11 protein-coding genes are annotated in these 15,756 nt (G+C 39.7%); 1 reads left to right on the top strand and 10 read right to left on the bottom strand.

The window, feature by feature from the left end:
- Window positions 1-20: 20 nt before the first annotated feature.
- Window positions 21-1,070, top strand: a complete 1,050-nt coding sequence (locus HQK80_01485) for a redoxin domain-containing protein (GenBank protein ID MBF0220897.1) — start codon at window positions 21-23, stop codon at window positions 1,068-1,070.
- Here HQK80_01485 and HQK80_01480 read toward each other — a convergent pair.
- From HQK80_01480 to HQK80_01435, 10 genes are all read right to left on the bottom strand, one after another.
- The gene (locus tag HQK80_01480; GenBank protein ID MBF0220896.1) at window positions 1,067-3,439 is read right to left on the bottom strand and encodes a diguanylate cyclase; all 2,373 of its coding nucleotides are present in this window, start codon (window positions 3,437-3,439) and stop codon (window positions 1,067-1,069) included. The genes HQK80_01485 and HQK80_01480 overlap by 4 nt on opposite strands.
- Before the next feature lie 191 nt (window positions 3,440-3,630).
- The gene (locus tag HQK80_01475; protein ID MBF0220895.1) at window positions 3,631-4,068 is read right to left on the bottom strand and encodes a methyl-accepting chemotaxis protein; all 438 of its coding nucleotides are present in this window, start codon (window positions 4,066-4,068) and stop codon (window positions 3,631-3,633) included.
- Between the two features lie 12 nt (window positions 4,069-4,080).
- Window positions 4,081-5,256, bottom strand: a complete 1,176-nt coding sequence (locus HQK80_01470; protein ID MBF0220894.1) for a hypothetical protein — start codon at window positions 5,254-5,256, stop codon at window positions 4,081-4,083.
- Window positions 5,257-5,270: 14 nt separating this feature from the next.
- Window positions 5,271-6,689, bottom strand: a complete 1,419-nt coding sequence (locus tag HQK80_01465; protein MBF0220893.1) for a YncE family protein — start codon at window positions 6,687-6,689, stop codon at window positions 5,271-5,273.
- Between the two features lie 49 nt (window positions 6,690-6,738).
- A complete protein-coding gene (locus HQK80_01460) occupies window positions 6,739-7,779 on the bottom strand; it encodes a hypothetical protein (GenBank protein MBF0220892.1) in 1,041 nt (346 codons plus the stop codon).
- An 8-nt stretch (window positions 7,780-7,787) separates the two neighbouring features.
- Complete coding sequence (locus HQK80_01455; GenBank protein ID MBF0220891.1) at window positions 7,788-8,681, bottom strand: hypothetical protein; 894 nt, start codon at window positions 8,679-8,681, stop codon at window positions 7,788-7,790.
- 26 nt (window positions 8,682-8,707) lie between these two features.
- A complete protein-coding gene (locus HQK80_01450; GenBank protein MBF0220890.1) occupies window positions 8,708-11,740 on the bottom strand; it encodes a hypothetical protein in 3,033 nt (1,010 codons plus the stop codon).
- Window positions 11,741-11,813: 73 nt separating this feature from the next.
- The gene (locus tag HQK80_01445; GenBank protein MBF0220889.1) at window positions 11,814-13,391 is read right to left on the bottom strand and encodes a peptidyl-prolyl cis-trans isomerase; all 1,578 of its coding nucleotides are present in this window, start codon (window positions 13,389-13,391) and stop codon (window positions 11,814-11,816) included.
- Complete coding sequence (locus HQK80_01440; protein ID MBF0220888.1) at window positions 13,379-13,786, bottom strand: hypothetical protein; 408 nt, start codon at window positions 13,784-13,786, stop codon at window positions 13,379-13,381. Before HQK80_01440 ends, HQK80_01445 begins: the two co-directional genes overlap by 13 nt.
- Before the next feature lie 213 nt (window positions 13,787-13,999).
- On the bottom strand, window positions 14,000-15,598 hold the full coding sequence (locus tag HQK80_01435; GenBank protein MBF0220887.1) for a hypothetical protein: 1,599 nt from the start codon (window positions 15,596-15,598) through the stop codon (window positions 14,000-14,002).
- Window positions 15,599-15,756 lie beyond the last annotated feature (158 nt).

The following is a 15,756-nucleotide window of genomic DNA, read 5'->3' as shown; positions in this document are numbered from 1 at the left end:
ATTTATTATCCTATATACTTATGAAAATGCGGTTTCCAGAAATAATTTTTTTTAAACCCACGATTATGCTGCTCGCATTGTGTGTTGCATGCCTTTTTGCATCTGCCTCACACAGTACAGAAAATGACAGCGGCTTAATTAATATTTTACCTAACGCCAAACTTCCATCATTTAAACTGTCAGACTTCCAGACTAAAAGCCAATTTGCCGTTGAAACTTCTTCTGGAAAGCCTACTCTGATAACATTTTTCTCGTTAACACCACCATATCGTCTAAACAGGTCACTCAATCTCTTAGAAATTCAGGCTAAAATCAACAAACACTTTGGTGACAAAATCAATTCTGTAGCGCTATTATCCGATGAACAAAAAATAAGCTCTATACAGCAGTATATTGATGATGGGCTCATTGCTGTTACAGTTTTAGATGACAGCAAAAGAGTAATATACAACAAATACGGTATCTATATGATGCCGATTTCTGTACTGATTAGCCCAACGGGCAACCTTCATGCTGTGATTCCCTATACAGGAGAATTACAGGAGCTTCTAACATCTAATATCAAATTTTTGCTTGGAGATTTCTCGAAAGAACAGCTCAAAAAATCTTTGGAGCCTAAAGCAAATTTAGTTCGTTCAGCAGAAGAGAAAGAATATATACGAAGGGTAAACTATGGCAGAGTTATGCTGGCCAAAAAGATGCTACCAGCTGCTATTCGTGAGTTCTCAACAGCCACCAAAATAATGCCTGATTCAATTGAAGCGATTATTGGCTTAGGAGATGTTCAACTTCAAGCCAAAAAATACGAACATGCTGAATCAAGCTTCAAACAAGCGTTAACCATTGATAAAGATTCAGATAAAGCCTTAGCCGGTCTCGGAATAAGCTTATATCGTCAAGGTCGAATTACTGAAGCACTACCAGTTCTTGAAAACGCCTTAATCGCCGAAAATCCGTCCTTTGAAGTTATTGTTACTTTAGCGGAGATGTATGAACAGGCGGGAGATGTTATAAAATCAATGCGGTTAAACAAACTTGCAGTCTCCAGGCTTATCAAGCGATTCGATTAAGAAGCAGCGACAGCTTGATTTCGACCCTGATCTTTAGCCCTATAAAGGGCATTGTCAGCAGCCTTCAAGACTTCCTCCGGAGTTGAACCATCGGCTGGATAAGATGCCACGCCAAGAGAGATGGTTAAGTTGAAGACGTGTTCATTGTATTTAATTCGTAGATCATGCTCAACACCATGGCGTATCAATTCGGCACGTTCAATTGCCCGTTTTGAAGGAGGTCCTGGCAGTACCACAACAAACTCTTCACCTCCATAACGACAAACCACATCACTACCACGCACACTTTCGGTTAATTTCTTACCCAATTCGACCAGAACAACATCACCGGCTTCATGGCCATAGGTGTCGTTGAATTTCTTAAAAAAATCGACATCAAGAATAATAACCCCGACAGGTTTATTATCACGTTCTGCAATCTGAAACTCTCTGGCAAGAGTTTCTTCCATATATCTTCGATTAAAAAGCCCTGTCAAACCATCGCGAACCGAGAGATTTTGTAACCGTTCCCGAAGTCGCAAGTTGGCCATTGCCATTGACAGATGATCAGTGACAGAGATAGCAAGCCGCTGCCAGTTCTGAAGCATATCATCTCTTTCTTTGCCGACAATACAATGATCAACAGTGTCAAATACAAGGTAGATAAGTCCTAAAACTTCATTTTGCCCAAAAAGAGGTAGGCATAAAGATAAATGGTACTGTTCCAAAGGTGATATATGCGCACAAAGTGTTTCATCGTTGAGGTTTTCGCTCATGATAATTCTATATTCTTGAAACGATTTACAATCACCTTTTTTGAAATTTTGCGGACTGACCTGGCAACCACCCCAGGCAATGACGGAGTCAAACTCCTGACCAGCCTCATCTGCCATATACAAAGCACCTGAAGCTTGATGGAATATTCCGGCCAGCGAATCAGAGACAACAAGAAAAGTTTCGTCGAGACTGTTACAGGCTTGAAGTTTTTCAGCTAAACGATTCAGCTGAGTCACTTCCCAGTTATGCTGTTCAAGCTTGCCAACTGTCGAGGTTAAATCTTTATTGGTTAGGTGTAACTCTTCAGTTCTCGCCATAACCTTTTGATCTAACTCTTCAATATTTGCTCGTAATCGACTAACCATACTGTTAAAAGATTTAGCTAGAAAACTGATCTCATCATTACCAATAATATCACTTTGAGCTGAAAGATCACCCTCTTCAACCTGACCAGCCAAAACAGATAATTTACGGATGGGCAAAAGCAAACGTCCCATCATTACCGAAACCATAAGAATGGAGAGCACAACTACAATAGAGGCAAGAATTAAAATTTTATTACGCAACGCATCTGAGCTTGCACTCAACTCAGAAGTTTTGACAGAAGCAACAATATACCAGTCAAATCCCTCAACGTGCTGCACCCAATTAATCATATCCTGAGACTCTTCAGTATCTCCCAAGGACGCTTGATTATGAAATTCAAGTTTGTGGTCCTTTGTTTTACTGGCTGCAATCAAATCATCAGCAATCTTGTTTTTTGTCAGGGGATTTATATATTCAGACATGTCTGAGTTTTCAAGTTGTAAATCAGGATGGATTATCACATTGTTCCAGGAGTCAAAGATATACAGATAACCTGTACGAGCAATCGTTATCCCTTTAATTATTTGGCGTAACTCATCGATCATCTTTTCCTTTCTGACTAATATTTCAGTTTCCAATTCATCAATAAAAATCTCTGAGCCAATTACCCATTCCCATTCAGGAAAAACTCGGGCATACGAGAGTTTTTCAGCCGGAAGATCATTATCAAGGCGCTGAGACCAAAAAGAATGATAGCCCTCGCCGTTTTCTACTGCCAGTTGGATAAGCGGAGTCAGAATATAATTTCCAAATACATCCCTGACTTCACTGATATCTTCCATGTGCATCTTAGGATCAGGGTGAGACAAATAAAAGCCGTTATAATCAGCTACCCACAAATAATCGTTATTTCCATAACGAAAATTCCGTAACTCCTCCAAGGCACTCCATTGGGCCTGATCTTCCGGAACAACTCCATTTTGAGCCTGATCGTACCTATTTTTAAGATAGGTCTCTGTAAACAAAATTATATTTTTAAGTTCCCTTCTGTATGCTGTAATAACTGATTTCTTATAGGCCTCGGTCGAAGAGTAGTTGGAAACAAGCAGTTCATGAATGTTATTAAGGTTAGTACGAACAGATTTTTCTTCGAGAGAATAGACGATATTTTTAATTACTGGGACTGCAAAAAAATAGACTGCTAGGGCAAAGCCAAGCATAGTAAGGATGATGGGCGTAAGAAAACGCCGAAACAGAGGTGACGTAAAGATGCTGCCTATATCAATTGTTTTTTTTTGTTCAGTCATTACAGGCCATATGAAAGTAAAATTGAATTCATCTCAATAGGTTACAAAATCATTAGAATATATACAAAATTTATTTATGTGACCATTTGAATTTATTAAACTTCATGGCACATTTAACTGGTATAAAATTATCTCATTAATTGGAACAACTGGCAAGACAAGTTTTATGGTCGGACAGGGCTTACGGTTGGTTACGAGTTTTTACTTTCGGCGCGTGCAACAAGAACAGCGACTGTTTCATTTATTTTATCAGCCAGATCCTTAAGGGGGTCTTTTTCTCTAAGTAAAATTTTTTTCGTTGTATTGCCGTTTTTAATCTCCTCAAGATCCTGTTCAATTCTATAAATCGGTCCGGCAATCTTCTGAGGCAAGAATATTGCTAAAGCGAGACCGCTCAGAAAACTCATTACTGCCCCAGATAAAATTACCGGCAGTAAAAGGTCACTCACTTTTTGCATAGTGATATGAATATCGTACAAAGTTCCAGAAATTTCTTGTTGGGCATAAAAATACAAAACAGATACAGATACAATCGCACTTACCAAAACTGTTCCTAGAATCCGAACCAGCATCCACATCTGAAAGTTTTTTTTGATACTAATATTGAGTTTTTTTCTTTTATGTTTCATAGCATTTTTTCTTTAAATTTTATTAAGATGACAGCCGATACAAAGTTCTCTTTTTGACGACTTCACCAACCGGTATTCAATATCCGAAGAGTGAGCTGAGTGACAGGTCATGCAGGTGATATTGCCATTTGAAAGTACAAAATATTCCTCTGGTATTGCCATCCCAGGTTTTGCTGAAACATTGACTGGATGGTTACGATCTTTTACGTATTTACCATGGCATGGTTCACATGACGTTGTATTGGTCATTAATGAATCTTTCAAGTTATGTTTTTCTGGAACAACACCTTCTGCAGCAAGATGACCTTTTTTTTCTTTACTCTCTTTAGGTGTCCCTAAGGCCACAAGAATCGGCTGGTTAGCAGCAATTCGAAATACGCATTGATCGTCAAGTTTATAGAGCTTTACTTTCTTCTGAAAATCCGGCTGATTTTCTTCGAAATTATCCTTCGAAAATTTTGGTTTAGCCTTGGCAGTGGAAAAAACAAACTCTTCAGATTCTGCCATGTTTCCAAAAATATCATTAGAAACAACCTTAAATCTATATTTTTTCTTGAATTTCAGTTCCGATAATTGAACACGATGGTCTTTTGTAAAATTATAGGTATGATCAGATCTCTGATTAATTTTCTTTAAGCCATAATACACTTGTGAAGTCGACAACTCATCGGTTGTCCATGAGACCGTTGCAGTTAGAAACAAGCCCTTGCTTATATCTTCAATTTGAATATTTTCAATTTTAGGGGGGGCATTATCATCAACAAGTTCTGGAAGTTCATCGACAGGTGGAAGGATTATCTCCTCACTTATGGTTCCCTGACCAGGCACTTGATACTCTACATGGACATGATCATTAATACTTGCAAAAGGGACCATAAACCAATGAGTTGGCGTGGTAACACGACGACTGTCCAACCAGTTAACCTTGGGGTCCTGCATGAATTGCTTGGATTTCCCAACCAACGCTTCATCTTGAATATGGCATAATACGCATTTTTTTTCTAAAAAAGGTTTGTGTATATACGATTTTAAAAGTCCACTATCCCAAGTTTTCTGGTGGCATTTAAGACACTCATTGCCTGTTGAAACATCATCAGACTGTTTCGCCAAAAGATTTTCACTTAATGAGAATAAGGCGAGACATAGAATGATTATCAAGAAACGCAGACGTAAGAAGGAAGTAGTCATAGACACAACTATGTTCAATTAATAATCTCTATGTCTAAAGGAACTGCACCAAGATCAATCGTCGTCTTCAGTCGGTGGGAAGTCAAATCAATAACACCTACGCTACCCTTACTAACGTCTGAATAGTATAACCAGCGTCGATTGCTCGACAAGGCCATCTCGTGGGGCTTGCCACCTGTGCGTATCTCTTTTAGTGTTGTTAATTGATCCGGCAACAACACAGAAACAGTGCCAGATTTCTCATTTGTTACAAAAAGTTGGTCATCATATTCAATTATGCGCTGGGGCCCCATCCCTACGGTGTTCCTCAGAACCTTACCTGATCTGAAATTGTATGACATCACGGAGTTTGAACTGCTTTCTGCTATAAACAGTTTACCGTCGTAGGGGTACATTCCGCTGGAACCACTTCCGGCAGAGATAGTGTCAAGGGTGGCCAGCGTAATGGGGTCAAGGAAATATATTTTTTGCGAGCGTTGTGATGAAATTGCCAAACGTTGTTGGTCCTCGACATAAACAAGATACTCCGGTTTTTCGCCAATGCGCATTCGTGTTGCATAACTTTTTGTGGAAAGATCAACTCGATAGGCAAAGTCACTTGCACTATCGAGCAAATACGCATTAGTTTTAGACGAATTAATTACCATTACCGCAGGATTTACTATTAATGGAACCGTTATTGTATCCTTAAGACGACCAGACGAAAGTTGATAAATCTTAATAGCATGTTCTTTTTCAGCTAAAATGTAAATTTCATCAGAATCCTTAAATGCCTTTAGATACGTGGGTTTGCCTGTTACAGACCACGACCCGACTACTCTATTTGTATCGCTTCTGACAATAAAAACCGTGTCAATATCAGGACAGCTTACATAGGCAAGTTCTGATGTAAGGCTAATTTCTTGAGGGTACGCTCTGAACACAGGCCTAAATAGTTTATTGTTTATGTTCAATGAAGCTTGCTTGTCAAATACGACAAATAAACACTGACGATCGTATTGCTTAAAGAGTAAAGGGACAGGGAGATCTATAACAACTGTGTTACTCTCCAATGCCATCTGATAGGAGCCTGCACTATCAACCATTTCTGCGTTTGAAACAGTAATTTTAATCTTTGAATACTCTCCAGGATTGACCTCCAATCTGTTCACAAAAACCTGCTCGTTTTTTTGAAACCCGCTATCATAGCGGAATGATTTATCAAGAAAAGAAAGCCACTGCTGACCATCAAAGAGTTCAATAGACTCAATTGTTATCGAAACTCCAGGTCCAGTCATCTCGTCACTATGCATAAACAACGAAACAAGCGGTGCACTTTTATTATACGTTGTGGGAACTTTCAGTGGGCCGGCAGAACCAGTTGTTCCACTAGAAACACATCCGGTGCCTAACACTATAAAACCCATCAACAGATACAGATGAAATTGTTTCATTATGCGTATGCTTAATTTATGCAGTTTCCCAGGCACTCTTGTTTCCCTTTTAATTTTTTTCAGTATGACACGCAGCGCAACCATTAGTCCAACTCCCGGATGCCCCCCGATAATTCCACCGCAAACTCGAATAATATGGGCTTGCATGGGCACGATGACATGATAGGCACATTACAATACGTTCTGAGGCAACTGTGATAGTACCGTTACTGATGTCATTGCTGCCGACTGGTATAGCAGGTGTATACACATAGCTATTATATTCAGTTGTACCAGTTGGCATTTGGACATCAACTGGATGACGAATCCAAGGACTTGAAAAGGCAGAACCGTCCTCACTGACACCCTGCTGAGATGACTCACCACTATGAAAAATACCATGACATTCGGCACAAAAATAACTTATTGTCGCTGTGTCCGTAGCAGCATCACTTGCCCGATTCTCAGAATAATAGATGTTATAATCTGTGGCATCGTCATTAAATTGGTAGTTTCCAGATTCCCACCCCTTGATACCGTATAAAAACCGAAAACTTTTTCCGGTAGTCGACTGATCCATTCCTATGTTATTAGTGATATTATTGTGATGAGAAGCTTCAAGTCCAAAAAGTCCTCCGCTGCCGTTATGGCGACCGTGGCAACCATACACGCCAGAGCATGATAATTTTGTTGCTCCAACAGCGTTATTAATTGTACCTACCTGATCGTTAACACTGAATCCCGTAATCCAACCTGGTGGAGCGTTAAGGGTGGAGTCAACACCACCAGGAAGTTCTTGAGGGTTATGACCATATCGTTGGCTGGTACTATCTGAAAAGTAGAAATTTCCTGCCGCCAGGGACGTGGTAAGATCTGTGATTGCTACGCCTGAATAGACATATGGAGTGTGGGATGTGCCATCAGTGTTGGTTCCGGTATGACAACCGAGACAGGTGGAGTTCAACAAACCCTCCTGGGGGCCAATGCCACTAACAACACCAGCACTGCTGGCATGCATAACGTGGCAGTTCGAACAGACACCGGTTACATTTGCCTGAGCCTGACTACAGAAAAAGATTAAAAAGCAAACAATCAGGTGAATAGGTGTCATGCTTTCCTCTAGCGGTCATAGACGCTTACGCGTCCATTCCCCTCGTCAACAACACACAACCTGCCCCATGGATCAAATTGCATGTCGATTGGATAGCTAAGCTGACCGGCTTTTGCGCCTTTTTCGAGAAATTTGTATTTTATTTTGCCTTTTGGGGTATAGACTGAAACTTGAGCTTTGTGTCGTTCTAACACATAGATATTTTTTGTTTTATCAAGAGTAAGTGATACAGGAAATTGAGGCGAAGGGTTAAGCAAGATTTCGCCACGAACTTTTCCATCAGTTGAAAAGGTGAAAACGCGTCCAGTTCTTTCAGTTATTGCATAAATAACCTCTTCATAAATCTCAAAGTCTACAAACGCTTCATTGCAATCGACACATTCAATCGGTTTGACCAGCGAAAATTTTTCAGAAATCATAAAAATACTACCGCTCAACTTATCGAGCACCAACACTGTGCTATCCGATTTGGTAATTCTTTGCGGATAAAGCAATTTATTGGCAACAGTTAAGAAAAGCGGCTCAACCTCACGGTTTTTCAAATTAATTCTGGTGACACTCCCTTTACCTTTTTCGATCACGTATAGAGTTTCAGCATCCCCTTTAATCATGTCGACAGGCTTATCAAAATCACCGTTGGCATCAAATGAATGAAGAGGCAAACCATTCTTATCAAAAGAGAGCAGCCTATTGTTTCCACTATCAACAATATAATACCGTTCAGTCGTAATATCGACAAACAACGACTGAGGGTTTTTTAAAGGAATATTGTTCTTGCCAGCCCCCATACTAAATGAATAAACCCATGAATCTGCCTCACCGGCAAAAACAGAATTAGAACTCAGCAAAATCCCAAAAAGCACTGCGCTCAGGAAGAAAATGATCCGTTTTCTGTAACACATTGGTTCATTCCTGGTTAGTTTGTTGGTTAATAATTATGACACTGCACACAAAGTGCTTTTTCACCGTCTAGCTTCAACTGATAGGGATAGAGTGTGCCCTTAGGATCATGACAGGTTACACATGTCATTGGCTGATTGTTTCTCGGATCAATTATGGTATCTCCAATCGGATGGCTGAATTCGCCATGAGATGAATGACAGGCTGAGCACACTGAGATTTCGTTACCTTTTATCATGGCTGGGCCATCACTTCCATGAGCAACATGACAGTCACTACACCTATTAATTTTTACGTGTTTACTTAAGGAATTGGCGTGACTTTCAAATGAATCGATATGACAAGGAACACAAACAACTTTTTGTGAGCCTACCAGTAAACTAGAATCATCTCCCGCATGAGGACTATGACAATTAATACAGCTGTTGCCATTTGAGTCTGAAAGATGATTATGTATTAAATTTCTTGATTCTTTAACTTGAGGGTGACACTTAAAACAAATTTCTTTAGGGACAGTTTTACCTGAGCTATGGCAGGTGGAACAACCCTTTTTAAATGGCGAATGTTGCACATTTCGTATTAGAAATCTATTGTCGCTGCCGTGTGGATTGTGACAACTCAAACAATTTTTAATATCTTGTTTAAACAGATGGCTCTCGCTCTTAGAAACGTTTCCATGACAACCAAAACATAAAGAATCTGTTTTTTCCTTTAAAAGCTGCATCTCATCAGACCCATGAGAATCATGGCAGCCAGAGCATGTTCCCTCCGCAAAAGGCTTATGAGTATATTTATATGGTTGTACAACCTCCTGGTGACACTCAGCACAAACTTTCGTCAAGTCAATCGGCACAAGCCCTATAGTCTCTGAGGAGTGGGCGTTGTGGCATTTTAAGCATTGCTTCTTTTTAAACGGTTGATGCTGATGTGTTTGCTTCTCTGATAATTCAAGGTGACATCCAACACATAAATAACCGGCATTTTGTTTCGTTAAACCTTGATAGGGAGCAGCGTGCACATTATGACAAACAGTGCATTTTTCCTTTACAACCGGTGCATGAACCACTTTGCCATTAAGAATATTCCGCGAATGACAGGTGAAGCAAAGCGACTCTTTGGAAGAATCAATATGCTTTAATTTTCCTTTCAACTTAACGTGACATTCATCACATTTTTTTTCAGCAAATGGAGTGTGACTGACCGTATAGGTCATTCCAACTTCACGACTGCCATGTGAATCATGGCAAGAGTTGCAACTGTTCGCACTTGGCAGAATCCCCGAGTGGAGTCTTTTCATCTCTTCTGAGGAGATTTCATGACAACTCGCACAGAGAACCTCGATGGTATTATTAAGGAGCCCCTTTCTCTCGGAACTATGAGACAGATGACATATCGAACAATTCTTTGCTGCTGGCTGATGTGGCTTTCCATCGTTCCAATTAGCTACAATCTCGGGATGACAGCCCAGGCATAAAGCAAGTTTGGTCGTGCGCAAACTGTTGTCATAGTTAGAACCATGAGGATTGTGACATTCTATACATTTACCCTCAGCAAAGGGCTGATGCTGTGTCGGTTGTGCAGCTTGCCGGTTCAGTTGATCTGCATGACATTTAGAACAATTTTTTATTACAGTTTCCATGCCTAAATTGTCATATTCCCCGGCATGAGGATTGTGACATTCCACACATTTACCATCAGCAAAGGGTTTATGTGTTACTTTGATCGAATTACTAGTATCGGCATGACACAATTGGCACAAATTGCCGTCCCGAACAGGCTTTTTCAGATAACTTCTTGAACCGCCATGGGGCGTGTGACAGCCAGAACATTCACCATCAACAAAGGGGCGGTGCAAGCTATATCTATTTTTCTGTAACATTGTATTTGTGTGACATTCACCACAAATTTCAAGCTGAGGTTTCCTTAACAATTTATTTAAATTCGATTCATGCGGAGAATGACAAAGCAGGCATCTATTATCTGCAACCGGTTTATGCTTTAGATTGATATTAAGCTGCGACTCATGACACCCAAGGCAGATTGTCTTTTCATTACCTTTTAAATTATTAGCCAGTTCAGAGCCATGACCGGAGTGACAAACCACACATTGACCTTTTTCTACGGGCTTATGCCCCCGTTTAATTTTTTGGTACGAATCGTGACATGAAAAACATAGTTTTTGTGGGGTCTCTTTTAGCATGTACTGAAACTCACTGGCATGGGTCGCATGACAGTCTAAACAAACTTTTGAAACATAGGGTTCATGTTGGTACGTTGCAGTACTCATCTGATGGCAATCTAAACAGAGTGAATTTTTATCAGCTTTCAACTGTTTAAGATTTGCCGTATTTGTGTGACATGATTGACATCCACCTGTATTAGAAGGTGAATGACTGAAGGTTTTTAATAAGGCCGGAGAATCTGAGCTGTGGGGGTTGTGACACTGGCTGCACTTACTCTGACTGATATCGTAGCCAAAATGTGTTTTCATGAAATCTTTCGGTGATTTCCTATGACACGTAGCACACAAAACAGTTTCACTATCTCTCAAAAGAGAAGGATTCTCCGAAAAATGGGGCTGATGGCAATCATTACAGCCATTAGCTAAAGGTGAATGAACACTCTTTTTAGTAAATTGCTCTTGACTATGGCAGGAAAAACAAAGCGTTTTCGGACTTTCACTCAACAGACTATTGTATTTACTGTTATGTGGTTCATGACACTCCGTGCATTTTCCTTTATTAAAAGGTAGATGTACGGATTTTGCCTTTGATGATGACTGAACAATCTGTTTGTGGCAACTTAAACAAAGTTTTGGCGGTAATAATCGTAGCTGAATTCCACCAATTAATCCGTGTGGAAGATGACAGGCGCCACAATTGTTATCAATGACAGGTTTATGCACGTTTCCCTCATTGAAACGCGATGCCAACTGCTCGTGACAATCAAGGCAATCCTGCTTTTTCCTCTTTATAGTTTGTTGTTGCTGACTTGCAACACACGCTGATATCGCAAAAATAGCCAGTATGGAAAATGCTATAGATATTGAGTTCGTTTTCATATTCGATTATTTGTAAATTTATCCAACAGTCTCTTCAGGCTGATGTCGCAGTCGATGAGGTGGCCCTGAATAGTTACTCTATTTTAATATTAGTTTTCTCCCTCATATTATCTAAAAACTTGGCACGAACACCATCTTTTTTTTGTTTTATCAATATTTCGACAATTTCATTTTGCACCTTTTCGAGAGGTGCGACGCCGCTTTCTGTGCGAGATAGAAGTTTCAGCAATTTTGTAGTATCATTTTCAATGTATGGAGCGCTTATATCTCCTTCATTTAAGGCTTTGAGAACATACAATGTTTCGGACTGAAAATGATTAATGGGCAATGCTATATCTGACCCCATACTGACAGACACCCCAAGTTTGTCAGCCTCTTCCATCAGTTCTCCACCAGTAAGCGTTCTGGTCCAGACATTAAAAATTGCCTCATTCGTGCCCTGGAGCAACACAATTCTCACCTTTTCAGGAGTAATAAAATCACTTCGATTATCACTGTAATATTGATTAATTTCATTTTGATCGACTGAGATGTCACCATACAAGCGCTTCTCAAAATCTTTTACAAGTCTATACTGTTTATGAAAGAGTAACTCATCTTTAAAAGGTGGTTTATTCTGATAGTCTCGATCCATTGCCTCCCACGAAACCAAGGAATTTGCGATCATTGCGTTAAGTATTTGATTTTTTACGCCATCTTGATCATTGCGATTATTTCGTTTTTTGTTTTCAAACATTGAGATGTGTTTAAGACATTGATCGATAAAATACTGGACAGTTACATTGCTTCTATCAGAGGAAATTACTATCTCATTTAGCACTGTTTCATCCGGTGAATACAAGTCAATCGCATCGATCAACTCTTTATTAACACGTACATTATATTTCTTTCTCAAACGAATGATCAACTGTTCAGTCAGATTTTGTGATAGTTCCTTTCTTAATCTGTAAAGAATATCACCTTTTTTTTGCATGAAATCTGTTTGTTCTGCCCCAACCTGCTCTTCAACAAACAAAACTCCAACTTCGGTATTGTCCAGCTTAAAAGGTGTTGAAATACTGTTCGAGTCCATATTGTCAAGAAGCCCTTTCCATGCTTCAGGAGTGGTGTTCGGGCGCAACCACTGTGGCGAGTGAACTCGACAAGAATCCTGATTCTGGGCTGCAAATTCACTTATATGAGAAATATTTGATTTTAAGCCAATACTACGAATTAACTTATCAGCACTGGAACTGTTTGAGCATTCAACTAATGCCACCAGTCTTCTCGGCACATACTCTTGCAGATATTGATCGTACAGACGACTGTCAGAAAGGTCAATTTTTGAATCAATTTCATCATTTTGCAAGAGCATCAACGTCCTTGATTTAATAAAAACATCTACCTTCCGACGATACTCAGCTAAAGAATCAAGCTCCATTGTCTTGGCTTCTTTAAGCAACAAAAGCCACTCCAGATAGGTGTCAATCCCTTCAATTTTCTGATCTTGATCATCCCGGTATCGTTCCCACCACGCTTTAAAATCAGAAACCGTATAGTTTGTGCTATCAATACGTAATACAATCTTGTCATCATCAAACTCTGCAAACAAAGGGCTTGAATGAAACAAACAGAGTAAAAACAGGATATTTATGAAAATTATTCGTAACATTTGGCCAAACCCTTTTCTTTCCATATTTCAATTATTTCGTGGGCAACATTACCAGAAAGCTCAGTTAAAGTATTAACAAGTCCAAAATGCATTACCTTACGAAAATCCTCTCCTTTCCTGGCATGGTAGGTCGTTAAAATTATCTTGCCAGAAGATGCATCAACAAGCTGTATATCGACAGCAAGCTCTGGTTCAGTGAGCAAAGGTCCTTGTAATTCATCCATCGATATTATTTTACCAACTACAAGCGCATCGACACTCAGTCGATCAGCAAGAATCTGTAATTGCTCAAGATTCGGGTTGCTTTTGGGAGAAATACGCATTTGTCTAAATATTTTACGGACATCACCTTCTTGAACAATTAAGTACTCTTGGCCCTTATTTAGTTCTGCCATAAATATTCTATAAAAAATTATGTCCCCGCGAGGATATTCACTTTCGTTTAGAAAAGGAAGTACGGCTATTTTGCAAATGCTGCGCGGCAATCGATTCAACTGCTGGATCTCTGGTATTTTAGATGGAGAAACACAACCAGGGAGAGAAGACAAGAAGAAGCAGAATAAAAATAACGTGTAGGTAAACTTAGGAGAAGGCAAAGGCATAGAAAATCAAAAATCAGCATGCCAATCATCTGATTCAATAGCAGAATCGAGTGAACCTTGATCATCATCGGATTCGTCAGAGACTTGAGAGAAAATGTTTTTATATTTGGTAAATGACTTACTGCCAAGCAGATCATCTACTTTGAGAATACAGGCAATTTTTTCTTTGTCAACGCTATCATTGAATGTCGGTAAGCTGAATTTCACAGGAAGAGTCTGCCCCTTAAAAGTTTTTAACAGTTGATTATCATGATCCCACAGTTCCATCCGCCATGACATAACGGGGATATTATCGTTTGAGATTAATGAAGCATACAGTGTATTATTGTCACTTTTTTCAATATTAATTGCAACTACTGGTTTCAGATCTAATAAACGAACATTTTCTCTGGCAACACCAACATTACCGGCCCTATCCCAAACCTTCATGCTGATTGTATATATTCCGCTGTCAGATCGTAGGTTTTTACCATTTTGTCCTCGCCATTTAAAATCTGGGGGCATTGAACTTCCTCTTTCACGAAGGACGGTATCTCCATTTTTATCGACAACCTCAAACTCCCATTTTTTTACAGGTTCACTCCGTTTAAAGTGGATTGTAATTGGAATTTCATCTCGGAAACTAACCATTCCGTTGATGACTTTACCCTGAACTCTCATCGAAACGTCAGGTGGTCGGCTGTCGACCACATACGATCCCAAGAAAGACTCATCACGCTTACCTGAAGGCCAATCAAGAATAAGGCTGACAGGATAATCCGCATCAACAACATCCCCACTCCAGACCTCGTTTAATACTGTCGGCGAGGACTCATTCATCGCAATCTCAACACTTGAACCCTGTTTAGACCCAGAACCAACCCATGCAGCATTATAGTACACACCGTCATCGGAGGAGGCTAAATGCACCCGATTGCCAACCTTAATGAATACTTTAGCAGCGCTTGATTGATTAGCCGTCGATTTAAAACGGATAGTACATTTTACTTCCTGCCCAGGCCTAACAACTTTTGGACTAAAAAAAACAGAGTCAACCTCAAGATATGTTGTTTCTTTAACTGCGGCTACTTGAAGGCCAGCTAGCTCTTGTCCAGCTGTAAAATCCAGATCCGCAGGCCATCCAGAGAAAAGTTTACTTGCGACAATAGGCTTAATGTCATCAATGGTCTTCGGCGTTTTTGTTCCGAGAAATCGTTGCTCACTTCCTCGACTTACCGCTGCAGTATTAGCCCAGATGGTTTTCCCATCGCTTGTTCTGATCAGTTGAATAGAGACGCCAAGCGCAGACGGATCCAGGCTTTTCTGGCAAACACTCGCTAATATCACAAGATCAGCACTAAGAGCGACCCTTGCGCCCATAATATCTTTCGTTTCCAAGTGACCAACTTGTTTTATGTTTTTCTGACTCATATATTCAAATATTTTTTGAGGCTCAATAATTTCAACACCCTTTTTAGAAATTTCATCCACCAAGAACTGAGAGATTTCCTTGTTCACACTGTTATGTCCCATGCTAAGATCATCTACAGGAAACACAGCAACAGTTATCGCACTGGCATTTCCGCACCACATGCATGCAGTCAGCAATACCAAAATAAATGCCATATATCTGTTTTTAGATGAAAACATAGTGCTCCCAGTAAATTTCTATTTCCATCAATTAATAATTGCAATAAATATTCCAAACCTATAAAATTTCACACCATAGTTTTCTTCATCGAATTTACCCTGTAATTCTTGATAGTTATGGTAACAATAAACTA

The sequence above is a fragment of the Desulfobulbaceae bacterium genome (assembly GCA_015231515.1).
GTDB lineage: Bacteria > Desulfobacterota > Desulfobulbia > Desulfobulbales > VMSU01 > JADGBM01.
Note: the sequence above shows the minus strand (reverse complement) of the source record. Positions and strands in the feature narration are given on the sequence as shown.

Coding starts and splice junctions, on each gene's coding strand:
- HQK80_01460 (MBF0220892.1), bottom strand. CDS start 7,779: ATGACACCTATTCACCTGATTGTTTGCTTTTTAATCTTTTTCTGTAGT.
- HQK80_01445 (MBF0220889.1), bottom strand. CDS start 13,391: ATGTTACGAATAATTTTCATAAATATCCTGTTTTTACTCTGTTTGTTT.
- HQK80_01440 (MBF0220888.1), bottom strand. CDS start 13,786: ATGGCAGAACTAAATAAGGGCCAAGAGTACTTAATTGTTCAAGAAGGT.
- HQK80_01450 (MBF0220890.1), bottom strand. CDS start 11,740: ATGAAAACGAACTCAATATCTATAGCATTTTCCATACTGGCTATTTTT.
- HQK80_01465 (MBF0220893.1), bottom strand. CDS start 6,689: ATGAAACAATTTCATCTGTATCTGTTGATGGGTTTTATAGTGTTAGGC.
- HQK80_01480 (MBF0220896.1), bottom strand. CDS start 3,439: ATGACTGAACAAAAAAAAACAATTGATATAGGCAGCATCTTTACGTCA.
- HQK80_01475 (MBF0220895.1), bottom strand. CDS start 4,068: ATGAAACATAAAAGAAAAAAACTCAATATTAGTATCAAAAAAAACTTT.
- HQK80_01455 (MBF0220891.1), bottom strand. CDS start 8,681: ATGTGTTACAGAAAACGGATCATTTTCTTCCTGAGCGCAGTGCTTTTT.
- HQK80_01435 (MBF0220887.1), bottom strand. CDS start 15,598: ATGGCATTTATTTTGGTATTGCTGACTGCATGCATGTGGTGCGGAAAT.
- HQK80_01470 (MBF0220894.1), bottom strand. CDS start 5,256: ATGACTACTTCCTTCTTACGTCTGCGTTTCTTGATAATCATTCTATGT.
- HQK80_01485 (MBF0220897.1), top strand. CDS start 21: ATGAAAATGCGGTTTCCAGAAATAATTTTTTTTAAACCCACGATTATG.